The organism is Salinicoccus luteus DSM 17002 (assembly GCF_000712035.1).
GTDB classification, from domain to species: Bacteria; Bacillota; Bacilli; order Staphylococcales; family Salinicoccaceae; genus Salinicoccus; species Salinicoccus luteus.
Genome location: NZ_JONV01000006.1, coordinates 21182 through 44494, shown reverse-complemented (window position 1 = coordinate 44494; position 23313 = coordinate 21182). Strand labels below are relative to the sequence as shown.

The 23313-nt window shown below is 49.2% G+C and carries 25 protein-coding genes; 8 read left to right on the top strand and 17 right to left on the bottom strand.

The window, feature by feature from the left end; genetic code table 11:
- Window positions 1-26: 26 nt before the first annotated feature.
- Window positions 27-623, bottom strand: a complete 597-nt coding sequence (locus BO53_RS0100345) for a competence protein ComK (RefSeq protein ID WP_031544264.1) — start codon at window positions 621-623, stop codon at window positions 27-29.
- A gap of 216 nt (window positions 624-839) precedes the next feature.
- Here BO53_RS0100345 and BO53_RS0100340 point away from each other — a divergent pair, with 216 nt between their 5' ends.
- Window positions 840-1061, top strand: coding sequence for an IDEAL domain-containing protein (locus tag BO53_RS0100340; protein WP_031544262.1), 222 nt, complete (start codon window positions 840-842; stop codon window positions 1059-1061).
- A gap of 72 nt (window positions 1062-1133) precedes the next feature.
- Here BO53_RS0100340 and lplA read toward each other — a convergent pair whose 3' ends face one another.
- From lplA to hemE, 4 genes are all read right to left on the bottom strand, one after another.
- The gene (gene lplA, locus BO53_RS0100335; RefSeq protein WP_031544260.1) at window positions 1134-2123 is read right to left on the bottom strand and encodes a lipoate--protein ligase; all 990 of its coding nucleotides are present in this window, start codon (window positions 2121-2123) and stop codon (window positions 1134-1136) included.
- Window positions 2124-2190: 67 nt separating this feature from the next.
- Window positions 2191-3561, bottom strand: a complete 1371-nt coding sequence (hemY, locus tag BO53_RS0100330; RefSeq protein ID WP_211250548.1) for a protoporphyrinogen oxidase — start codon at window positions 3559-3561, stop codon at window positions 2191-2193.
- Between the two features lie 18 nt (window positions 3562-3579).
- A complete protein-coding gene (hemH, locus tag BO53_RS0100325) occupies window positions 3580-4497 on the bottom strand; it encodes a ferrochelatase (protein WP_031544257.1) in 918 nt (305 codons plus the stop codon).
- 5 nt (window positions 4498-4502) lie between these two features.
- Window positions 4503-5528 (bottom strand): uroporphyrinogen decarboxylase, encoded by a 1026-nt coding sequence (gene hemE, locus BO53_RS0100320; RefSeq protein WP_031544255.1) that lies wholly within the window; start codon window positions 5526-5528, stop codon window positions 4503-4505.
- A gap of 160 nt (window positions 5529-5688) precedes the next feature.
- Between hemE and BO53_RS0100315 the strand changes: the two genes are divergently transcribed.
- Window positions 5689-6219, top strand: coding sequence for a hypothetical protein (locus BO53_RS0100315; RefSeq protein WP_156956065.1), 531 nt, complete (start codon window positions 5689-5691; stop codon window positions 6217-6219).
- A 13-nt stretch (window positions 6220-6232) separates the two neighbouring features.
- On the opposite strand, the gene BO53_RS0100310 is transcribed toward BO53_RS0100315, so the two are convergent.
- The gene (locus BO53_RS0100310; RefSeq protein WP_031544251.1) at window positions 6233-7435 is read right to left on the bottom strand and encodes an ABC transporter permease; all 1203 of its coding nucleotides are present in this window, start codon (window positions 7433-7435) and stop codon (window positions 6233-6235) included.
- Window positions 7428-8168 (bottom strand): ABC transporter ATP-binding protein, encoded by a 741-nt coding sequence (locus tag BO53_RS0100305; protein WP_031544248.1) that lies wholly within the window; start codon window positions 8166-8168, stop codon window positions 7428-7430. Before BO53_RS0100305 ends, BO53_RS0100310 begins: the two co-directional genes overlap by 8 nt.
- A gap of 85 nt (window positions 8169-8253) precedes the next feature.
- Here BO53_RS0100305 and BO53_RS0100300 point away from each other — a divergent pair, with 85 nt between their 5' ends.
- The 3 genes from BO53_RS0100300 to BO53_RS0100290 all read left to right on the top strand — a co-directional run bounded on the left by BO53_RS0100300 (window position 8254) and on the right by BO53_RS0100290 (window position 10222).
- The gene (locus tag BO53_RS0100300; RefSeq protein ID WP_031544246.1) at window positions 8254-8682 is read left to right on the top strand and encodes an HIT family protein; all 429 of its coding nucleotides are present in this window, start codon (window positions 8254-8256) and stop codon (window positions 8680-8682) included.
- Between the two features lie 48 nt (window positions 8683-8730).
- Entirely contained in the window at window positions 8731-9090 is a 360-nt protein-coding gene (locus BO53_RS0100295; RefSeq protein ID WP_031544244.1) for a YtxH domain-containing protein, read from the top strand.
- A 91-nt stretch (window positions 9091-9181) separates the two neighbouring features.
- Window positions 9182-10222 carry a peptidylprolyl isomerase gene (locus BO53_RS0100290; protein ID WP_031544243.1) on the top strand — a complete coding sequence of 347 codons (1041 nt, stop codon included), beginning with the start codon at window positions 9182-9184 and terminating at the stop codon, window positions 10220-10222.
- 53 nt (window positions 10223-10275) lie between these two features.
- Here the strand turns inward: BO53_RS0100290 and yhaM are convergent, their stop codons facing one another.
- The 9 genes from yhaM to BO53_RS0100245 all read right to left on the bottom strand — a co-directional run bounded on the left by yhaM (window position 10276) and on the right by BO53_RS0100245 (window position 20808).
- A complete protein-coding gene (yhaM, locus tag BO53_RS0100285) occupies window positions 10276-11217 on the bottom strand; it encodes a 3'-5' exoribonuclease YhaM (protein WP_031544241.1) in 942 nt (313 codons plus the stop codon).
- 11 nt (window positions 11218-11228) lie between these two features.
- Window positions 11229-14156, bottom strand: coding sequence for an ATP-binding protein (locus BO53_RS0100280; protein WP_031544239.1), 2928 nt, complete (start codon window positions 14154-14156; stop codon window positions 11229-11231).
- A gap of 7 nt (window positions 14157-14163) precedes the next feature.
- Window positions 14164-15348, bottom strand: a complete 1185-nt coding sequence (locus tag BO53_RS0100275) for a metallophosphoesterase family protein (protein ID WP_031544237.1) — start codon at window positions 15346-15348, stop codon at window positions 14164-14166.
- Between the two features lie 87 nt (window positions 15349-15435).
- Window positions 15436-15792, bottom strand: a complete 357-nt coding sequence (locus BO53_RS0100270; RefSeq protein ID WP_031544234.1) for a YlbF/YmcA family competence regulator — start codon at window positions 15790-15792, stop codon at window positions 15436-15438.
- 53 nt (window positions 15793-15845) lie between these two features.
- The gene (locus BO53_RS0100265; RefSeq protein ID WP_031544232.1) at window positions 15846-16976 is read right to left on the bottom strand and encodes a DUF445 domain-containing protein; all 1131 of its coding nucleotides are present in this window, start codon (window positions 16974-16976) and stop codon (window positions 15846-15848) included.
- 76 nt (window positions 16977-17052) lie between these two features.
- A complete protein-coding gene (gene xdrA / locus BO53_RS0100260) occupies window positions 17053-17508 on the bottom strand; it encodes an XRE family transcriptional regulator XdrA (protein WP_031544231.1) in 456 nt (151 codons plus the stop codon).
- Between the two features lie 161 nt (window positions 17509-17669).
- The gene (locus BO53_RS0100255) at window positions 17670-18959 is read right to left on the bottom strand and encodes a dicarboxylate/amino acid:cation symporter (protein ID WP_031544229.1); all 1290 of its coding nucleotides are present in this window, start codon (window positions 18957-18959) and stop codon (window positions 17670-17672) included.
- Between the two features lie 105 nt (window positions 18960-19064).
- Entirely contained in the window at window positions 19065-19697 is a 633-nt protein-coding gene (locus tag BO53_RS0100250; protein ID WP_031544227.1) for a response regulator transcription factor, read from the bottom strand.
- A gap of 4 nt (window positions 19698-19701) precedes the next feature.
- Window positions 19702-20808: a GAF domain-containing sensor histidine kinase gene (locus BO53_RS0100245; RefSeq protein ID WP_031544225.1), complete on the bottom strand. Its 1107-nt coding sequence runs from the start codon at window positions 20806-20808 to the stop codon at window positions 19702-19704.
- 125 nt (window positions 20809-20933) lie between these two features.
- Here BO53_RS0100245 and BO53_RS0100240 point away from each other — a divergent pair, with 125 nt between their 5' ends.
- The 3 genes from BO53_RS0100240 to BO53_RS0100230 are packed head-to-tail and all read left to right on the top strand — an operon-like array spanning window position 20934 to window position 22691.
- On the top strand, window positions 20934-21341 hold the full coding sequence (locus BO53_RS0100240; RefSeq protein ID WP_031544223.1) for a disulfide oxidoreductase: 408 nt from the start codon (window positions 20934-20936) through the stop codon (window positions 21339-21341).
- A 15-nt stretch (window positions 21342-21356) separates the two neighbouring features.
- On the top strand, window positions 21357-21863 hold the full coding sequence (locus BO53_RS0100235; protein ID WP_031544220.1) for a thioredoxin family protein: 507 nt from the start codon (window positions 21357-21359) through the stop codon (window positions 21861-21863).
- Entirely contained in the window at window positions 21864-22691 is an 828-nt protein-coding gene (locus BO53_RS0100230) for an RluA family pseudouridine synthase (protein WP_031544218.1), read from the top strand.
- 22 nt (window positions 22692-22713) lie between these two features.
- Here BO53_RS0100230 and BO53_RS0100225 read toward each other — a convergent pair whose 3' ends face one another.
- Window positions 22714-23310 (bottom strand): anthranilate synthase component II, encoded by a 597-nt coding sequence (locus BO53_RS0100225; protein ID WP_031544216.1) that lies wholly within the window; start codon window positions 23308-23310, stop codon window positions 22714-22716.
- Window positions 23311-23313: the final 3 nt, after the last annotated feature.

The window sequence follows — 23313 nt, the reverse complement described above, 5'->3', positions numbered from 1 at the left end:
GTTTATAAACATGTTTTAAGTTAAATTTACACTTCATCCTTGATTTGCAGTCCGTTTATATAATTAATGTAGGAATGGTAGATGGTTTCATTGATCTGCGCTACTTCTCCCCTGCCGAGTGTGGGGTACTGGAAGTGCATATTCATCTCCTTCTTCTGATACTTCTCCTTCTGCTGGTTGAACTTGTAATGCAGTTTGAGTGCATTCAGATACTGGTTGTTGAAGGAGGCATAGGATATGTCGATGATGCGTTCCTCGTTGTTCGAGAACTGCACCCGGGTCATCCCGCCTTCATTCCAGTAGGACTGCACATGCCTGATGTTGAACCAGTTGTTCTCTGCTATCCGATCGGAATGTGTACAGAAGTATATGTAGGAGCCAAAAAGATCTACGATAACCGGCAGCTTGCTGGTGATGCTGGTGAGTGTCTTGGTCAGATCCTTCCTTGCTGCATAGTTCTGCGAGTGGTTCCGGCAGTTGCGTTCGATCAGCTTATTCGGATTGAGCCTGCAGTCGATGCCGCCCCCATATATCTCACCTATTCTGCTTTCGATATATCCCCCATTGTTGACTGGTACAATATACATGGTGTCTTCGTGGATCTGATAATGCAGTCTGTTCATGCTGTTCCCCCTTTAGAATATTCTAACAATTACACTATATCACACAGCGTTAAATTTGTTAACTTATATTTAAATAATGTTAAATAATAATTCAAACACAATTTATAATTGTAAAATTACAACAATAAATTGTCTAAATATTCAAAACTTAGTTTGACCTGGTGCATTTCGTGTTATATAATTTGTAACAACCAAATGATGAAGGGGGATTTAGGGATGAACAAACAAGTATATCCGGTTAACCAGTTGCGAGTCTTCATCAACACGATAAACGATCTGTCCGCTGAACTGCTGCTTCAAGAGGCCATGGATGACTATAATCGTAAGCAATACACTGAAAAGGTGGAAGAGGCCCTCATTGAAAAGGATGAAGAGAAGTTCATGACCTACACATCACTGCTAAAGGAATTGACGGATGAAGATGAAGATGCCGCTTAAAAGATACGAAAAAGGCTGACTTTTAACATGTACGATTGTACATACAGTTAAAAGTCAGCCTATTTTATTTGTCTACGCAATCAGGTCTAGGAATTCTTCCCTTGTGATCCTTCCCAGATAGAAACTGATGTCCACTCCTTCGAGTGCTTTATCTATCGCTTCCCTGTTATGCTCCACACCGATCAGTTTCTCCTCGATGACATCCACTTCCCCTACGCCGAAGAAGTCTCCGAATATCTTAGCATGCTGAATACGTCCCTTTTTGACGTCCAGTCTGACATCAAGCAGCCCGGCATCGAATTTGTGGGATGCATTGAAGTTGTATTTGGGATTCCTGCCATAGTTCCATTCCCATGTCTGATACTTCTCTTCAGAAAGCTTATAGATTTTCTCCCAGTCTTCCTCCGTCAGGACATACTCCTCGATGTTCTCTTCCCCACCAAAGATATATTCCAGAATCTTCTGCTTGAACGTATCGATATCAAGGTCCTCATCCATGAAGTCGTTGATGTTGCCGACACGTCCCCTTACGGATTTGACACCCTTCGATTCAATCTTCTTTGGATTGACCTTCAGGGCGTTCTGCACTTCGGAGATGTCACTGTCGAGCATAAGTGTGCCATGGGAGAACATCCGTCCCTTCTGGCTGAACATCGCGTTCCCGGATACCTTCTTGCCATCGATTTCAAGGTCGTTCCTGCCGGAAAGTTCTGCATTGACGCCCATATCCTGAAGCACATCGACGATTGGCTGTGTGAACTTCCTGAAGTTGTGGAAGCTTTCCCCGTCATCTTCCGTAATGAAACTGAAATTCAGGTTGCCTTCATCGTGATAGACAGCCCCGCCACCTGATACACGGCGGACGACTTTAATGTTATTCTCCCGTATATACGACTCGTTTATTTCCTCTATCGTATTCTGGTTCTTTCCGATAATGATGGATGGCTGGTTCACATAGAACAGGAAGTAGGAATCGTCTGTAGGAATTTCACGCAGTACGTACTCTTCCATCGCCAGGTTGATCATTGGATCGGTGATATTATTGTTTGAAATGAACTTCATTATACCTGCCTCCTTAAAAAAATGCCCTGATATTATATATGATAACATTCAGGGCATGGTTTTCCATCTATTCTGTAATTGACTCTACTGCTTCTTTGGCCTGTCTGACACAGTCCGGCAGACCGACGCCGCTATGTGAGGCGCCTGTCAGTACAACGCCCGGATAGTGTTCTGCCATATACTCATGAATGCCACGGATCATTTCCTTGTGGCCCACTTTGTACTGCGGCATGGAATGCTTCAGCTTCGTCACAATAGTGAACTCGGGCTCACCATTGATCGTCATGATCTGATCCAAATCTTTGCGGGCAAGACGTACGATTTCTTCATCATCCTTCTCTTCTACGATGTAGTCCCCTGGCCTGCCGACATAGGCACGCAGGAGCGTCTTGCCATCCGGTGCAGCATGCGCCCATTTCTTGTTGGTCCATGTGCATGCCGTGATGGAAGTATCCATCTTCCTGCTCACTACGAAACCAGTGCCGTCGATCTCATTCTTCACCTGATGATCATCAAAGGCCATGACGACCGTTGCGACGCTTGTGGCCTTCATGTGCTTGAAGTATTCAAGCGGCATGTCTTGGAACCATCTCTTGTACTGGAAGTGCGGCGTCGTGATGATGACATTGTCGTATGTGCGTGTTTCCCCATTGACGGTGAGCGCATATGTCCCGCCGTCTTTTTCGATGGTGGTCACATCATGGTTGAAATGTGTCGATACGCCGTTCTCCCGAATCACTTCGAGGAGCCTGTCTATGAACGACTGCAGCCCGTTCTTGAATTGGAGGAACTGGCCCTGCTTCTTGCCAGGCGCGCTTTTCGGAGCACTGTTCTTCTGGTGATAGACCCCTTTGATGAGGCTGCCGTGCTGCTCTTCCATCTCCTTGAAGTTCGGGAAGGTGGACATCAGGCTCAGTTCATCGATGTTGGTGCTGTAGATGCCGGACAGGAGCGGTTCGACGATGTTCTCGAGCACTTCATCACCGAGCCTGCTCCGGAAGAACTCACCGACGGAGATGTCGGTGTGCACTTTGATCGGCTTCTTGACGAAATCAAGGCCGGCCCTGAGTTTGGCCCGTGCTGAGATGAGGTCCGTCGTCAGGAAAGGCACCAGTTCTGTCGGCATGCCGAGCACCGCCCCTTTCGGGAGGGGCGACAGCTTCTTATTCACATAAATATATGACGTGCCCGTCTGGTTGCGGACGAGGTCATCGCCGAGGCCGATCTCTTCGGCCAGTTCAGTGAGGATTTTCTTCCTGGCAAGATACGATTCGGGACCGAGCTCGATCGTATAGCCATCCTGCTGGTGCGTCCTGATCTTGCCGCCTGCCCTGTCGCTCTGCTCGAAGAGGTCCACTTCGACACCTTCCTGCTTGGACAGATAATGGGCTGCGGATAATCCGGTTATCCCTGCGCCTATGATTGCTACCTTTTTCACTATAATCAGCCTTCTTTACTACAGTCTGTTTATTTCGTTGATCATTGCCTGAATGAAACGCTCGTCCGTGTTCGGCATTGTCGGCCTGTGGTATCCCGCGCCCACTTCATCACAGACATCCTTGCACTCGACATCGTTGTCATAGAGGACTTCGAGATGCTCACAGACGAACCCGACTGGAAGGTATATGAAATGTTTGTAGCCTTTTTCGTCATAAAGATCCTTCGTCAGATCCTGTACGTCCGGACCGAGCCATGGGTCCGGTGTATTGCCTTCGGACTGCCATCCGATATGGACGTTCTTGAGATCCGCATTCTCCTTGATGAGCTGTGCTGTTTCCTCGAGCTGATCCGGATACGGGTCATTATGCTCCTTGATCTTTTCAGGGAGGCTGTGGGCACTCACAACCACTGCCGTCTCACCGCGTTCTGATTCCGGCACTTCACTGAGGGAGGATTTTACCGCTTCCGTCCAGAAGTCGATGAACGGCTGCTGTTCGTAGTATGATTCCACAGATTTGATGGAAATGCCGTACTTGTCGGCTTCCTCTTTCGCCCGCTTGTTGTAGGAACCGACGGAGAAGTTGGAGTAGTGCGGTGCCAGTACGACGGATACCGCTTCCTTGATGCCATGGTCGTTCATCGCCTCGACTGCGTCCTCGATGAACGGATCGATGTGCTTGAGGCCGATGAACAGTTCATATTCGATCTCATTCTGCGACTGGTTCAGCTGGCTGACCAGTGCTTCCGCCTGACGCTTCGTCGTATCGGCCAATGGAGAGATGCCGCCGATTGCTTCGTAGCGGTCCTTCAGATCCTGGAGTGCTTCTTCGGACGGCTTTCTGCCCCTGCGGATATGGGTGTAGTAGGGTTCGATATCCTCTTCTTTATACGGCGTACCATACGCCATTACGAGTAGACCTTTTTTCTCTTTCATTCCAATCACTTTCCTTTACTGTATTCATGTACAAATGAAGTTAATTTCCTAAGTGTCTCCGGATCCACTTCAGGGAAGACCCCGTGGCCCAGATTAAATATATGGCCTTCATTTCTGCCCTGGTCGAGGATGGCTTTCGCCCGGTCCTCGATCACCTGCCAGTCGGCCAGAAGCAATGCAGGATCGAGATTGCCCTGGAGCGCCTTTGTAACGCCGAGCTCCCTTGCCTGGTCAATTGAGGTTCTCCAGTCGAGACCGATGACATCCATATTAAGTGTGTTCCATTCCGGAATCAAATGAGATGCTCCGATGCCGAATACGATGACCGGTGCACCCATCTCCCTTACACTGCTGATGATTTTGTTCATTGAAGGGGAAAGATAGTAGGCATAGTCCTCGCGGCTCAGTGCGCCGCCCCACGAATCGAATATCTGGATGAGGCTCGCCCCCGACTCGACCTGTGCCCGCAAGTAGCGGATGCTCATCTCAGTCAGCTTGTCCATCAGTCTGAACCATGTTTCCGGCTGGTTGTACATCATCTTCTTCGTCTTGTGGTAGTTCTTAGACGGACCGCCTTCGATCATATAGCTGGCCACTGTGAACGGTGCGCCACAGAAGCCGATGAGAGGAACGTTCAATTTCTCTTTCGTCAGTATCTCGATGGTCTTGTAGATATAGTCGAGATCCTTGTAGGGATCGAGCTCCCCAAGCTTCTCCACATCCTTTATGTCACGGATGGGATTCTGTATGACAGGCCCGACACCCGGCTTGATGTCCACATCAACGCCGAGGGGGGCCAGAGGAGAAACGATATCCTTGTACAGCACGGCCGCATCCACATCATAGTTCTCGACTGGTGTCGCAGTCAGATAAGCGGTCAGCTCCGGCTGGTGCGTAATCTCCATCAGAGAGTATTTTTCTTTGACCTTGTTATACTCTGGCTGGCTTCTTCCGACCTGTCTCATGAACCAGACAGGAGTATAATCGGTCTTTTCTCCTCTTGCCGCTTTAATTATCGTATCATTGAACACAATTTTCTCCTCCAATTTTTAATATCCATCAATATTTTAACACATTGATGATAGTTATTATTAATTAGGACCATAATGTCAAAAATTTGATTTATTTTTTGCACGTTTACCCCTCTTGGCTTTAAGGTATAGACCTATTAAGACTACTTACGAGGTGAACATGATGAAACTACATTTGACAACAGGAACGATAACCTATATGCAGGATCTGAAGAAAAAGCACAGGGATGTGAACATTGCCGCCATGGGGCAGGATGCCGTCCTCTATTATGAAAGCGACAGCAGCGACAGCCTCTTCAGTTCGCGCAATTCCTACGACCTGCAGTATTCATCCGGGACACTCGACGAGGACAACCCGACATCAATGCACTTCATTCCTGTGCCGGATGAGAGGAAAGGCCCGCTTCATGGCCACCTTGCCGATCTGAACGAAATACTCTCCGGGACGAGAGGGGTCCAATCCCACCGCATAGGCGAAGCACTGGGTGAAGATTCCTACCTCGTCCTCATCCAATGGGCCCAGACTTCAACCTACAACGATTTCAAGCAGACGAACAGCTACAGGAACTATCTGAGCACCGAAGCTCTTGCCAAGTACCGCACGGCGGAGTCGCTGTTCCACAAATCCATCTCCTCCAAGCTCTACCTGCCCCTCAAGGACAATGAAGAAGATACGGAAGACGAATTTTAAGCGACTGAATTATTCAGTCGCTTAATTCCTGTTCCTTTTTATATACCGTCCTGCTCAAAGTCCTATTGATGATGTATCCCCATAGTGGAAACAGCAGTACAAGATAGAAGTATTGGATATGCACACCCAGGAAGACCAGGCTGAAGATGACCGCAATCACGAATACGAGCTTGTGCGAATAGGTGATGTAGCTCCTCTGGATGAAACTGCGGTCCACCGGCCAGACCTTCGGCCAGAGCAGATAGGCCTGGGCAGTATAGATCTGCGACATCTGCAGGACGATGATGTAGATGCCGAACAGCACGATGATGACCGAAAGGTAAAGGTTGCCGATCCACACCATGACGATGCCAAACAGCAGGATGAGCCGCAGGATGATCATCGGCAGGTCATGGTCCCGTGCAAATGTCCGGTAGAAAAGGTATTCGTACATCCGTTCCTTGCTGAAGGCATCGCCCTTCGGCTTCCACAGGAAGGGGTCCAGATACCTTCTTCTTTTGAACTGCTTGTCAATGTGGCTGACATTCGTAAACAGTGCAACATTCTGATAGTACTTGTTGAGCTGGGCTTCCTCATAGTCGATCAGTGTACTCCAGTCCAGCTGGGAATGACGCCGCTTCCTCATGTATCCCATCAGCATATAGATGCCGATGGCCGCAGGGATGATCCACAGCGGGTGCTGCAGAATCAGCAGCAGCGAAATGAAATTCAATGCCATCAGCATAGCGATGACGGCAGCATTCGACACATCGGAGTTGATTGCGGCCTTCTTGATATGATAGTTCATTACATAGAAGATGATGCCTGCTGCCACAAATACAAGGATCTGCATGATGCCGTGCCCCACCGTCAGGAGCAGGACTGCGACGATGCCCCCAAGGATGGGTTTCGCAAGACCCAGCGTCAGCGAATATCTGTCGGCAGATGTCATATACCTGCTGAACTTCGCCTCATAGGGCAGCAGGAACACGCCATCCGCCCGCTTCAGCAGCGTCCGGTAGGCCGGGATGAGCGTGATGCTCACTAGAAGCGCTGCAGCGACGTCCTGCCATAATGAAGGCTCGAGCGTCTGGATGAGGCTGAGCAGCGAATATAGGAAAAAGCCGGAGGCGATTGTCAGGAAAATGAGGAAATGACTGTTGAAAATGAATTTGCCATAGTAGCTCCTTCTTTCTATGTCCGCATTCATTCTCTCCCGAAATAGCTGCTCAGTCATTTTGGGTGCCGCCTCCTGTAATCTTGAGATACACTTCATCCAGTGTGGCCCCCGGCATATTGAATTCCCTGCGGAGTGCTTCCAGGCTGCCGATCGCAATCAGACGTCCCTCGTCGATGATGGCGAACCGGTCACAGTATCTTTCAGCCGTGGCAAGTATATGCGTACTCATCAGTATCGACCGGCCATTGTGCTTCTCTTCGACCATCAGCTCGATCAGGGATTCGATGCCAAGTGGATCGAGCCCGAGAAACGGTTCGTCTATGATGTAGAGGTCCGGGTGCGAAAGGAACGCACAGATCAGCATCACCTTCTGCTTCATCCCTTTTGAAAAGTGTGTCGGGAACATATCCACTTTCGTCTCGAGCCTGAATACTTTGAGGAGCCGCTCTGCACGTGCCATCGCCGTGGATTCATCGATGCCGTATGCCATCGCCGTCATCTGTATATGCTCCTTCAGGGTCAGTTCCTCATAGAGAATCGGTGTTTCAGGAATGTAGGCAAGCTGCCGCCTGTAGGATTCTATATCCTCCGAGGCAGTCATCCCCCCTACCTTGATTTCGCCCGAATGCGGACGCAGCAGTCCGAGGATATGCTTGATCGTCGTACTTTTGCCGGCGCCGTTCAGGCCGATGAGGCCGACGATCTCCCCATGTCCGATGTTGAAGGAAATATCATGTATTACCGGTGTCTTTGAATATCCACCTGTCAGTCCATCTATTTGAAGTACCATATTCGACTTCCTTTTAATTAATATATATTATTTGTATACTTGTACCAAGTAAATATATCATAACTGAACAATGGAGGTACAACGAATGAGTAAAACTATTTTTGAACAGATTGCAGAAGGTGACATCCCGGCAAATATCGTATATGAAGACGATGTCTGCATCGCATTCATGGACGCCTTCCCCCTATCCAAAGGGCACACGCTTGTCGTGCCGAGGAAACCGATTGAGAACATCTATGACCTCGATGAGGAAACAGGTGCCCATCTCATGAAGGTCGTTACAAAAGTCGCCAACGCCATCAGGGATGCCTTCTCTCCGGAAGGACTGAATGTTGTACAGAATAACGGCGCATTCGCTTCCCAGTCCGTATACCATATCCATTTCCACCTCATCCCCCGCTACAAGGAAGAGTATGACGGCTTCGGCTACAAATGGGAGCAGGATGAGAAAAAACGGACCGACGAAGAGAAAACGGAAATTGAAAATGCCATCCGTGACCGTCTGGATGCATAACCCATCAGACAGCAGGGTATTGGTATATAAAAAAGGACGTGACATGCTATGAAATTCAAAAATATTGCAATCGGTTTTCTCGTTGGTGTGACGGGAGGCTCACTGATATCACTGATGAATGCACCGAAATCCGGAAGTGAACTGCAGTCTTCGCTGAAATCCGGTTCGGGTGATATGAAATCCCAGATGGACCAGCTCAAAATAGAGGCCAATGAGGTGAAATCCTCCTTCCTGAAGACAAAGCACGAATCCCAGGAAGTATTCAAGACACTGGGGGACGAAGTCAAGACGATGATCAGCAACTACAAGGCCGACATCAACCCCAATATTGAACATATCCAGGAAAATGTGGAAAATATTCAAAACAGGGTTGAAGAGGTTCAGAATACTTTTACAAAAGACAAGTAACCATTTGATAGCGGGTGTACAATCATTTGTACCCCGCTACTTTATTGTGATATATTATCTCCTGTAGCCAAATTTAAAGGAGAATTGTGAAATGAGAAAAAAATTAGCGCCAATTGTGGTCGGTTTGGGCCTCATCGGTCTTGCTGGATGTTCAGATGACAGCAGTAGTGAAAACGCCACAGGCAGTGAAAATGGTGAAACGGAATATGGTGATGTGCTCGCAACAAGTGACGCAGGAGAAGTCACTACTGACGATATACTTAACGAACTCGGTACCGATAATATCGCAAACCGTACTTTCCAGTTGACCCTGGATTCCATACTGCAGGACAAATACAGTGACGAAGTCGACCGTGAAGAGATCGAATCCCAAATTAATGAAGAGATTGAAAGCATGGGCGGAGAGGAACAGTTCGCCATGGTGCTCCAGCAGCAGCAGCCGGGCATGACGGTGGAACAGTATAAGGAGCAGCGCATCAACAATGCGTACCATGATAAGTTCTTTGCCGAGAAATTCGAAGTGACGGATGAAGAGGCGAAAGACTCCGTACGAGAAGCCTCACATATACTCGTTGAAGTATCCGAAGAAGAGGATGGTCTGAGTGATGAGGAAGCGCAGGAGAAAGCTGAATCCCTGCATCAGCAAATCGAGGACGGTGCCGACTTCGGTGAATTGGCTTCTGAAGAATCCGATGATACAGGCAGTGCAGAAAACAATGGAGAACTTGGCTACGTCCAGCGTGGACAGATGGTCGAACCGTTCGAGAACGCCCTTTTCGAACTTGAAAAGGGCGAAGTATCCGATGTAGTCGAATCCGATTTCGGCTACCATATCATCAAAAGGCATGAAGAAGAGAACATTGATGAAGAACTGGATGGCGTCAAACGCCAGGTTGTAAGCCAGAAGATCCAGGAAAACCAGGATCAGGTGCTCGGATTTTATAATGACCTTCTCGAGGAATACAATGTCGAGTTTGAAAATGAAGAAATCCGCACATATATTGAAGAAACATACTTGAATTCCGGTTCCGAGGAATCCAGCGAGGAATCCACTGAAGAATCCGCGGAGGAATCCACTGAAGAATCCACCGAGGAATCCACTGAAGAATCCACCGAGGAGCCAGCCGAATAGACGAAAAAGGACTTGTGAGTTGAACTCACAAGTCCTTTTTCGTGTCTTCAGCTTTAATCCAGCGATTCTGGACGGTAGAAGAAACGGCCTTCAAGCGGGAAAATCCGCTCTGTAAACTGCCCCTTCTCCGATTTTGACGTATGCTTGTCCATCATCATCATGCGTGCATCAATGTTGTCGATGAAATGGAGGATTTCAGCTTCCTTCAGCATCGGTGGTTTCGGCGAACCATATTCGAGCTTTCCATGATGGCTCAGTATCATGTGCTTGAGCAGCATGACCTCTTCACCGTCGATGTTCAGATCCTGGGCGACCCGCGTAATCTCTTCACTGGCGATGACGATGTGCCCGATCAGATTGCCCTCGACCGTATAGGTGGTCCCCACTGGGCCGGACAGCTCCTTCACCTTCCCTATATCGTGGAGGATGATGCTGCTGTAGAGCAGGCTGCGGTTCAGCGACGGATAGATGTCGCACAGCGCCTCTGCCGTCCTCAGCATATAGTGTACATGATACGCCAGTCCTGAAACGAAGTCGTGGTGGTTCGTCATTGCTGCCGGGAAGCTCAGGAATTCCTTCCTGTACTTGTTCAGAAGCTGGCGGACGATGCGCTGCAGACTGCCATTCTCGATTTTGATGACATAGTCCATGATGCTCTCATACAATGTATCTTCATCAATCGGTGCCTTCTCAACAAAATCCTTGGCATTCAGGTCATCCGCTTCGGTTGCGGTTCTGAACGCGGCAATTTTCATCTGCTTCTTGTTGCGGTAGTCGATGACATCCCCTTTGACCTTGATGAGCGTTTCGGGCTTCAGGACTTCCATATCTTCTTTCGATACGGTCCAGAGCTTGGCTTCGATCTCCCCCGTACGATCCTGAAGGAACAGGGTCATATAAGGTTTGCCCTGGGATGTGACCCCTTGCTGGCTTCTTTTTATCAGGTAGAAGGATTCCACCGAGTCTCCGGGTTTCAGTTTGGATATGTTATTCAAGTATAGTCACCTCATTTTACTCTTTCTTTAAGTTTGACCGTCTGTGAGGACGAAATTGCGCTGTCCAGGTTGCATGTGAAGTACAGTACCTGATCATCCACTTCATTGCGCAGGTAGTCGATGATGATCTTCTTGCGCTCCTTGTCGAAGTGGACGAAGGCATCATCTATAATCAGCGGCAGCTGGTAATATCCCTTGAGTGCTTTGATCAGGCTCAGCCTGAGACTGATATAGAGCATCTCCTTCGTCGACTGGGACAATTCCAGGGGATGGAAGAGCTGACCGTTGACATGCCTTACCGTAATGCCGTTCTCGTCATAGACGACGTTGATATACCGTCCTCTTGTCACCTTCTCGAAAATGCTCCTCGCCTCTTCGATGACCACAGGCAGCCTTTCATCTTTGATGGCTTTGATATGCGTTTCAATGAGGATGCGGATATAGTTGAGTGACATGTATTCTTTTGAAAGGTTCCGGATGAGGGTCTTCTTCATCTCGAACCTGTGATTCACTTCACTCAGCTTGCCGTCACTTTCCAGCGTACTGATTTCGGAGTTCAGCTCCGCCAGCACCTTCTGTTCATCCTGCAGCTTTCTGTTGAAGTCCTCTATCTGTTCCGCGATGCTCTCCTCCTCCTCCTTCAGATCGGCAAGGAGATATGTGGAGAGCTCGTTTCTCGCGTCATAGTCGAAGTGCTCCTCTTCAAGCTTTTCACTCAGTTCTTTAAAGCGTTCTATATTGTCATGATACTCTTTGTGTTTTCTTGCGAAATAGTAGTATTCTTCCTCATCTTCCGCATCCACATAGTCGAGCAGCTGCACGATTTCCTGCCTGCCTGCCTCGTTCCTTTCGGCAAGCACCTTTATTTCATTTTCAAGCAGGTTGATCTGATCTTTCAGCCGATTGTGATGCGCCTCATCCTTATACATGCCCGAAACCATATTTTTGACATCATAGAAGATGGTGCTGTCATCATAGTGTATACCGAAGTCCGCCACGTCATCCTTGACGGTCCTTTTGAACTGCTGAAGCTCCCGGTTGATGTTGTCCATTTCCACCGTATGCCTGTTGATCTGGTTCCGCTTCTGCTTGATCTCCCTGATCGTATGGATCGCATCCACGATATTTTTGTTTTCAATATCCGGATTCACTTTCAGGTCACTTTTGATTGCCGCAAGGTCGGTATTCAGTGAGTCATGCTGTGTTTCCTTGAGGGCCAGTGTTTCCTTGAGCTCCTCCAGCCTGACGTTCGTGGAGATCCTTTTCGTCCTCTGCGTCTTCAGGTCCATCTTGAGGTCTCTTGCGTCGTTGAGGTCGAAATCGACGTTATTGTTCCTTTTTATCGTCTCGATGATGTCCTTGAGTTCACGGACCTCATCCTGATAGTCGTTCTTCAGTGCATCGTCTCCACGCTGGTTGGTGAGCATCAGGAGCAGCAGGGCACCGGCCCCAATCACTGCGAAAAGCCCGCCCATCAGCCAATTGGTGCTGATCAGATAGAACACGCCGATCAGGAGGGCGAGGACACTGATCCCTATGATCAGGGTCGACTGGCCTTTTTTGACACGGTCCCGCTCCTTCTTCTCACGCTCATAGTCCTTCTCGATGAGTCTGAACATCTTCTCTTTTTCCTTCAGTTCAAACTCCCGTTCAACGACTTCCTTCTTCACGCGGATCCGTTCATCGCTGATCTGTTCCTGCTCCAGACGCTCTATGTCCTGATCGAACTGTTTGAGGTCGGATTTCAGATGATCGATTTCGCGTACAAGGAACTGTTCTTCCAATGTGACCTCATCGAGCTTTGAAAGGACCGTCTGCACGGACTCCTTGACGATATTCGAATCATCCACTTCATGATGCTCCTGCTGCCAGCCGATATCCCGCCTGAGCTGGGCGATCTCCTCCTCCAGGGTATCTATAGAAGCAGAGAGTCTGGAATACTCCATGTTCTTCTGTTTGATGTCCGGCTCCTTCTTCTGGATGCCCTCCAGATAGGCCAGCCGGTTCCTGTCGGGCAGCGACACACCGTCGATTTCATTTTCCAGGACTTTGAGCTTCTCGGTCCGGAGCGCAATATCGCGGTCGGTCTGCTGGACCTGATGCTTCAGCGTCTCGTACCTTTCAAGCCCCTGCTCGGGGAAGACCACGGGATCTATGTTCAGCTTGTCCTCAAGGGCCTTCCAGTCTTTGATGTCCTTATGGTACATGACTTCCTTCATCTTCTGCTTGCGTACCATATCCAGCTGGAAAAGGGCATCCTTCTTGGCATTCAGGCTTTCCTCGGTCTTGAGCCTCTCGTTGATCAGCGTCTTGTAGCGCTCCTCCGTCTGTTCCAGCACCCTGATCTTTTCACTGAGGCCAGCAATTTCATCCATTTCCTGGTTCAGTTCAGGGTTTGTGCCGTTCTTCTTATAGATTGATTTCATCTCGGCGTCTATGGCACTCAGCATCTCGTCATATTCATGGGATCCAAGTGCACCTGCCCGAAGCAGGTATTCCTGAAGTTTGTCTTCGGTCATATTCTTATGGATATCCTGAAGCCCCAGAACATCAAAGGAGAAGATCGACCGGTATGTCTTCTTGTCGATGAAGTTCAGCTTCTTTATGAGCCATTCTTCACCCCTGACGGAGCCGTCCATGAAATAGACTTTCACATCACCCTGGACCTTCCCTTTTATGCGCTCGATTTCCACCGGGCCCGCTTCATCCGGAAATTCCACCGTGATCTTCCCACCATACAGGTTGTGCATGCGCGGTTCCCTTCTCGGTTCCTGTTCCTTCCGCGTCGGAAAGCCGAACAGGATGGAATGGATGAACGACTGCATCGTCGATTTGCCGGCTTCGTTTTCACCAAAAAACTGGATGAACTGCTGATTGGTATCTATTTCAGTTTCTGTAATCTTTCCATAGCCATATATGTTCAAAGCAATAATTTTCATATGTCCACTACTTCCTCATCAGCATTCTAAGTCGTTCTTCGCCTTCTTTAAGCAGCGCTTCCTGGTCGATGTCCTGGATAGGCTCCAAGTATCTGTTGAGCCGCGGATCCATATACAGCGCATTCACCGCTTCCTTGAACAGTTCCCTGTTCTCAGAATGGGTCGCCTTTATATCATTGAGCAGGGCGATGTTGTCCTGGGTGAGATATTTGAGGCGGAGGTCATCGATCCATATGAACTGCTTCAGGTCCCTTTCGTCTTCCTTGAGCAGTTCGACCACTTCATTGAAGTCGGCATCCGATATCGTCTCTTCCCCATCATACAGAAGGTTGAGCTGTATGATGTGCCGCCCCTTTTCCCTCAGCCGATGCTTGAATTCGACGATGGACTGGTAGAGGTCCTGTTTGGCGAGCGACTGGACTTCCAGCTCATATTCCGAAAAGATGAGCTCCTGTACCGGTACAAAACGGGTGGTGAGATAGACGTCATCCCCTTCTGCCAGCAGGAAGCCCTTCTCCCCATACTCATTCTTGTGGCGTCCCTGGATGTTGCCTGAGTAATGGATCGGCGGGAGGTCGCTGAGCTGCTCCCGCTGATGGATGTGGCCCAGTGCCCAGTAATGATACAGCTTTTCATTCAGCACTTCCAGATTGAATTCTGTATAGCGCTCCTGTCCATACTGGCTCTTCGAATAGGTGCCGTGCAGGATGCCGATATGAATCCCTTCATTCATCGTATTCACCGGATAGTCATCGAGCTTGTTCTCATAGGAGTCATCCAGGAAATAGCTGAAGCCGTGAAGGAATACATTCTCCCCCTTCGAAGTGATCATCTCATAGGTTTCCACATTCTCCTTGAAGACCGTGACATTATCCGGCCAGGACGTCCTTACACCCTCGGTCAGCGGGTCGTGGTTCCCATGGATGACATAGGCGAAGATGCCGGCCTCCTTGAGGCGTTCAAACTGGCGTTTCATGAATATCTCGGACTTCAGTGTGCGGTTCGCCTGATCGAAGACATCCCCCGCTATTATAATGAAGTCCACCTTCTCCTCGATGGCGAAATCCATCATCCTTGTGACACTATTGTATGTACTCTCCATAAGCACATCGAAGATGCCTGAAGGCATCTTGGATCGGGACTTGAAAGGGCTGTCCAGATGCAGATCTGCGCTATGAATAAACTTAACCATATATTTCACCTGACTTTTCCTGGCATTATATTTTCAGTATACCAAAAAACACAAAAGAAAGAGGCCTATAATAGACCTCTTCAATAATTAATTCTGGTTGTTCAGACCATAAAGCTCTTCTATAGGTTTCATGATGACACGGTTCAGGTCCTGGATGAGCTCGCTCATCTTCTGTTCTGCTTCCATCAGTGATTTGATATTTTCATCCTTCTCTATATCTTCTGCTGATTTCTGTGCTTTCTGAACATCTTCCTCCTGAATCTCTTCACCCTGCATCTGCTTTTGCTGCAAGTCCATCTGTACTTCTCTGAACTCGTCGAACAGCTGCTTGGATTCCGGATTGGAATTCACTTTACCATAAAGGTCCTTCATATTCTGAAATTCATCTGAGTTGCGCAGTGCATCTTCCAATGCATTGGCCTGATCGTATACATTAACTGCCATTATTAAAAAACTCCCTTTATAAAGATATCTCTACTGTAACATAAAAAACCGACTTATAAAAACACAACGATGAGTCCCTGGACGATTCCTATCATTCCACCGAGGAAAAAGCCGAGAAGCGTAATCATGCGGAACTCCTTGCTCGAGATTTCCATCACCAGGTCTTCGATATGGCTGAGTTCAAAACTGTCGATCTGCTTTTTGACCACCTGTGCAAGCTGGAGCTTTTCGACGATTCTGCCTGTATTCTTACCAAGGTATTCTATGATGTTGTCACGCAGCCGATATTTTCCGCGTGTCTTGAATGATTCGAACATTTCAGGATTGAAGTCCTCAATCGGATAATCGAGTATGCCCTCGATATCTATACGTTCCCTGAGCACGCCATAGACGCTCTCAGTCAACCTTTGCCGGTCCCTGTCGGAAATGAGTTCATCCAGCCTGCTGTTCTTGATCTTTTCATACTCGTCGTTGATGATGCGCACCTGTATCTCCGTCATTTTCGGATGATGGATCAGCTTGTTCAGCTCGCCTTGTATATTCTGTACGATCGTCTCCTTCGACATCAGATATTTCAGCGAGCGGGCGAGCCTGCCCCTGTGTTCGATAAACTCGTCGGTCATCGTATAGAGGTCCTGATACCCCTTCTCCGAATTGATGTACTCTTCTATTTTCTGTGTGATCTGGGGCTGCAGGCTGCCGATTTTGTCATCCAGCGTAGCCATGGCATCCCCGGGGATGAGTCCGCCGATCTCCTGCTGATAGAGCCTTTCGCCTTCTGAGGCCACCTTCTCGGACAGCTGGGCGTTGAAGCCTTCCACCACTTTGTCGGACAGCCCTTCATTGATCCGTTCAAGAAAATAGCGCAGTGTCAGTTTTTCGGATTCGATCGTCTCTATCTGCCGGTCGATGAACAGCATGATGAAATTCTGGGTCTCCCGGCTCTTTATCTTCTCTATGAAGGCATCGGGCGTCAAAAGATGCCTGGTGACGATCTCCCCCATCTTTACGGAGGCTTCCTCCCGCCTGCGCGGAATGACACCCGGCGTAAAAGGGAGACGCCTGCCGAACATGTATTTCGCTTCATACGGCCTGAACAGCATGCGTATGGCGAGCATGTTCGTCAGTCCGCCGATCAGTGCACCGATCATGGCCATGAGTATAATCTGAAAACCATCGTTCAAGAAAAAGCCCTCCTTCTCCTGTCATTTATCCTACATGAATCCAAAAGAAAAAGCACCTTGCGGTGCTTCCTTTGAATCAGACGGGCTGCAGATCCGTCTGTCTCATGAAGTATGTCCTGATTTCCCTCTCAATATAGGAAGCATGGACCGGACGGTTCTCATCATTCAGTACTCTATATATCTTATTGCTTTTATTATACTGCAGACGGAATCCATTCTTTCTGTCGAGATCCTCCCAATATACCGCTTCACCATCATAATTCGGGTAGATACAATGCCCTCTGGATATCACCTGGGCAAGTTCAAGGGGATCACCACCGAATGAATTTGTCAGAACTTCGCTGTCCCTGAATAGTGCACAAAGCGAGATGCACGTTGTCCAGTTGGGAAGGATGCGTTCTTTCTCAATCTGTACGAGCGTCTTTTTGGACAGCCCGATTGTCTGACTCATGGAGTCCTGCGTATAACCAGCTTCTGTCCTGACCATCTTGAACTTGGACTGGAGCATCTCCGTAAAAGTCTGTTTATCCATTCTTTTCTTCCTTTCACTCAATTCGGGTATTGTAAAATTTACATGCGATAATAATACACTTTTAATATAATAATATAGATCGGGTAAAATTAAAAGGGCATATATTGAAATTCACCAAGTGTTCAATATATGCCCTATTCAATTTTAGTGATAAGAATGGCTTAGGCTTCGGCTTTTTCAGCCTCTTCCCGACGTGTCTGCTGCTCATTGATTACGAGCGCAATCGTTGCGTCCCCCGTAATATTGACCATCGTACGGGTCATGTCAAGCAGCCTGTCGATACCGATGATGATGCCGATCGCCGCCGGATCGAGCCCGACTGCCGTCAATACCATGGCCAGCATGACAAGGCCGACACCCGGCACACCTGCAGTACCGATGCTCGCCACCACCGCAATGATGACGACTGTAACCATCTGCATGATCGTGAGATCGATCCCGGACAGCTGCGCAATGAACACCGTGGCCACACCCTGCATGATTGCAGTACCGTCCATGTTGATCGTTGCACCGAGCGGCTGCACGAAGCTCGACACACTCTTGCGTATCTTCAGGTTCTCCTGTGCCGTCTCGAGTGAGATCGGCAATACCGCACTTGAGGAGGATGTACTGAACGCCACACCCATCGCCGGCGCAAAGTTCTTAAGGAACCAGATGAAGCTTTTCTTCGCCAGGAACTGGACTACAGAACCATATACGATTGCAAGGTGGATGAACAGCGCAAGCAGCACACAGATGAAGTACATGCCGAGCTGCTGGATGGCACCGAATCCGGCCTGGACGAAGGCGGTCGCAACAAGTCCGAATGCACCGATTGCTGCAAAGTATTTCATGATGGCCATGACAATCCACATCACGACGTCATTCGCCTCTTCAAACAGTGCTGTAAGCCGCGCGGACTTGTCCTTTGCGGCGATCATGGCAATGCCGATGAAGATCGCAAAAGCGATGATCTGAAGCATGTTCTGCGTGCCCATCGCCTCGATGATGTTCGTCGGAATCAGGTTGATGACCGTCTGGTCGAATCCCTGCTGGATGGCTTCCCCTGTCGATCCACCCTCAAGTTCCGTCTCGCGGTATTCTGATACTTCTTCCGAATCCAGAAGCTGGGACTGCCCTTCCCCAGGATTCAGAAGGTTCGCCACAACCATGGCGATGGTGATGGCGATTGCCGTAGTCGCCAGATAGAATGCCAGCGTCTTGATGCCGATGCCGCCGAGCATCTTCGGATCACCGACATTGACCACTCCGAGGACGATGGAGATGAAGACGACCGGAACCACCATCATGAAGATCATATTCAGGAACAGCTGTCCCACTACGTTGAATATGTACTGATCGATCCACTGTACCCATCCCTGGTCGCCCATCGGGCTGAGCACCGAGCCCACGATGATGCCGAGGATCAGGGCGATGATGATCTGTATTGTCAGTTTATTTCCCACTTTCATATTACCCCTCCAGACTTTGAAACTCCTTGATTCATTATACTTCCTTGTAACAGTTTTTGTAAACTGCTATTTGTAACCGGTTTACTCGGCGTCATCCGTGGCTTTCTAAAGTTCCACGATATTATATTTGATGGCATAGATGACAGCCTGGGTGCGGTCGGAAACTTCAAGTTTGTTCAGGATATGGCTGACATGGGTCTTCACCGTCTTTTCACTCACATAGAGCGCCTCCCCGATCTCCTTGTTCGATTTCCCTTTGACGATCTCCCGCAGCACTTCGACTTCACGCGCCGAGAGTGCATTCTTCTCATGGGGCATATCCCCCTCGCGGTCGATCACTTCAAGAATGTTCGGATGGATCACCTTCTCGCCCTCGATCACCTTTATGATGGAGTCGATCAGTTCCTCCGCCTCCATCTCCTTGATGATGTACCCATCCGCATGGGCGGCGAACACCGGACGGATGTACTCTTCACTCGTATAGCTGGAGAGCACGAGCACTTTGATGCCCGGATAATGGCTTTTGATTGCGCGTGTCACTTCGATGCCGTCCATCTCGGGCATCACGAGATCCAGAAGCACCAGGTCTATATGTGAATGCTTCTCCTCCAGATAGTCCAGCACTTCCTGTCCCGTGCCGAAATCCTCGAGTACGTTGATGTTTTCCGTGGTGGACAGAAGGAACTTCATCCCTTCCCTGACGATATGATGATCGTCCACCAGTATGATGTTATACATATGCTCACTCCTTCATCGGGACACTGACAACCACTTTCGTGCCCTCACCTTTTTTTGAAATGATGTCGAAAGAACCGCCGAGCTTGTGTACCCGCTCCCGCATGTTTGCAAGTCCGTAGCTGTAGCCCTTGCCCTCCTCCATCTCGAATCCCGTACCCGCGTCTTCTATTGTAACCTTGAGGGTGTCCGTCCCGGCAACCATTTCAATCCGTGCCGCATGCGTACCGGAATGCTTCCTGATGTTGTTGAGGCTCTCCTGGATGACCCTGTAGAGCCCGATTTCCACCCGGTCGGAAACATTATAGAATCCATCGACCTGCACAGTAATCCTAAGGTCCAATATGTCTGCGTATTTTTCGACCGCATCGATGATGCCGTTCTCAAGGCCGATCGGCTTGAGCTGCCAAATCAGCGCCTTCATCTCCTTCATCGCATGTTTCGACGTATGCTCGATCGACTGGAAGGCATCCTGCACCTTCCCCCGGTCGTCCAGTGTTTTTGCCGCGTGGGAAGTGATGCCGATCGAGAAGAGCATCTGGTTCACCGAATCATGAAGGTCCCGCGCCAGACGCTGGCGCTCCCGGATGATCATGTTCTCCTGTTCCTGCGCCGTCAGCTCGATCCGCTTCAGTGTTGAACCGATCTGGAAGGCGACGGACTCCAGAAGGTCCAACTCGTCCTGGGTGAACTGCTCCCTGTAGGGACTGGCAACGTTCAGCAGCCCGAATGACTCCTCACCGGATATGAGCGGCACCGTCGCATGGTGGGTGATCCCCTTGTTCTCCTCCGGGTACTCCATCCTGGCCTTCTCGAGCCTCGAACAGACGAATATATTCGTTGCCGTCTTGAGTTCACTGTTGTTATATTTGTTTACACACCAGCATTTTCCGTCGCAAAGATGGTGGTACTGCTCCTTTTCGAGAGACGGCGGCAATCTGTAATGGGCGCTGAGTTCATGCTGGCCTTCACTGTTGATGAAAAAGATCCAGCCCGTATCGAATTCGGAATAGTCGATCAGGAGCTTCAGGGCACCATGTATCATGGTACTGCGATCGGTCTCTTCATTGAGGAACTCGGCGATATCCTTCAAAAGCTGAAGTTTACTCTTCATCGTGACACCCTTTCGGTATACAAAAGTTAATAACTTTGTAAATTAATCGTTACCATGCATATATCATTATCACTTATAATGATATAGTATGACCTTGAAATGAAAAAGCAAATAGGAGGAACGGCATGGCCAACAATAAACTTTATATGCAGCTCATCTTCCTCACTGCACTGATTGCGACAATGGGATCCCTTTACTTCAGTGAAGTCAGGCAGTATGCCCCCTGCGAATTCTGCTGGTATCAGCGCATTCTGATGTATCCCCTGGTCATCATTTCAATCATCGGCTTCGTCCGCAATGATCAAGGTGCGAAATACTACATCCGCGTAATGAGCGGCCTCGGCATACTGCTTGCATCCTACCACTATGCCCTGCAGAAGGTCAGCTTCCTTGGGGATAACTTTGCAGCATGTACCGGCGTGTCCTGCACCGTCCAGTACATCAACGTATTCGGTTTCATCACGATACCGCTGCTCTCCCTCATTGCTTTTGCACTCATCTTTATATTATCATTTATGATAAAAAGAAAATAAAAAGGAGACTCAACCATGGGCAATAAACTATTTTATGGCATCGTCGCACTGATCATCGTCGCTTTTGTCGGAATCTTCATCTATATGAACAATGCTTCCGACAACCCGGACAACCTCAGCGACTCCGGCTACTATCCGTATACAGACAGGGAGCCGGAAGAACTTGAAGGAGCGACGATCGACAAGCTTGATGATGAGAACTACCACCACAACAAGACACTCGATGAAACACAGGAGATCATCGACGGCGGCGAAGGTGAGTTCGTCTACTTCTGGAGCCCGACATGCGTCCACTGCATGGCGGCAACACCATTCCTGATGGAGGCATTCGACGAGACGGGTGAAGAAGTCACCCAGCTGAACATACTGGAGTATGAGCAGGCTTGGAATGACTATGCCATCGAAGCCACGCCGACGCTCGTCTACTTCGAAGACGGCGAAGAAGTCGACCGGATGACCGGCAACCCGGGCAATGCAGATGACTATGCCGAGTTCATCACTGCCATGACAGGGGAAGAATAGATGAAAGTAAATATCCACGAAAATTTTGATGGCATGACACTTGAAGAGATGCTGAAATCGCTCCATGTTCCAAAAAAAGAGCTCCATTTCCTGCGCATGTCAAAAGACATCACGATCAATGGGGAGCAGGCGCCGCTCAATGCCCCCGTCCATACCGGGGATGCGGTCCTCCTGCCCGACACCGGAGCCGAGAGCCAGTACAAGCCGAGCTACCGTACATGCGACGTATTGTATGAAGACAGGTATCTGGCCATCCTGTTCAAGCCAAGGGGGGTCAAGACCCACCCGAACCAGATGAATGAGACGAACACGCTTATGAACCATGCGGTGTACACGCTCGAGTCCGACTATCTGGAACCCGTGCACCGGCTCGACCAGGAGACCAAAGGCGTAATCCTTGTCGCCAAGAACCCGCTTGTCAAGAAGATGCTCGACCATATGCTGAGCGAACGGGACATCAAACGCACCTATATCGCAAGAGTGGATACGAAGAAACGCCTCGAGCCGCAGACGATCGATGCACCGATCGCCAAAAACCCGAAGGAACGCAACAAGTACCATGTAACATCCAAGGGGAAGGAAGCCATGACGCACGTCATAGAGTCCAGAGTCACGCCTGAATACTGTGAACTCGAAATAGAACTTGAGACGGGGCGGACACACCAGATCCGGGTCCATCTTGCACACGTCGGCTTCCCCGTAATTGGAGATCCGCTGTATGGCGATTCAACGCTCAGGGACCTCCAGCTTTTCAGCTACAGGATAGAATTCATCCATCCGCTGCTGCAGAAGACGGTCCGTGTGGAACTGGACAGGAACACCCTCTAGAACAGGAAACACCGCTGAAACTTCATTGTTTCAGCGGTGTTTTCTTGTTTCTGCAAAATTTTTCGACCACATTCCCGAGCAGCTGCCGGCCTTCTCTGGACCCGATCGACTCGGGATGGAACTGCACCCCTTCAATCGGCAGCGATTCGTGCCGGATGCCGAGGATTTCCCCGAGCTCCGTTTCTGCTGTAACGGTAAAACAGTCCGGCAGCGTCCCTTCGTCAACGACGAGGGAATGGTAGTTCATCACATCTGAACCCTGCGACATCCCTGCGTATATGCCGGTATCGTCGTGATGGAGCTCAGAGGTCTTGCCATGCATCAGTTTTCTTGTGCGCCTGACATTGCCGCCGAACACATGGGCAATCGTCTGGTGCCCCAGGCATACGCCAAATATCGGCACCTGCTCCCTGTAGCGGCGGATGACCTCCATCGTCATTCCCGTATCTTCAGGGCGTTTCGGGCCGGGGGACAAGAATATCAGATCCGGCGCCAGCCGGTCGATCTCATCGAAATCTATTGCATCGTTCCTTCTTACTACGATTTCTTCACCCATTTCTCCAAGTGCCTGCACAATATTATAGGTGAAGGAATCAAAGTGATCGATCATATATATCATTTT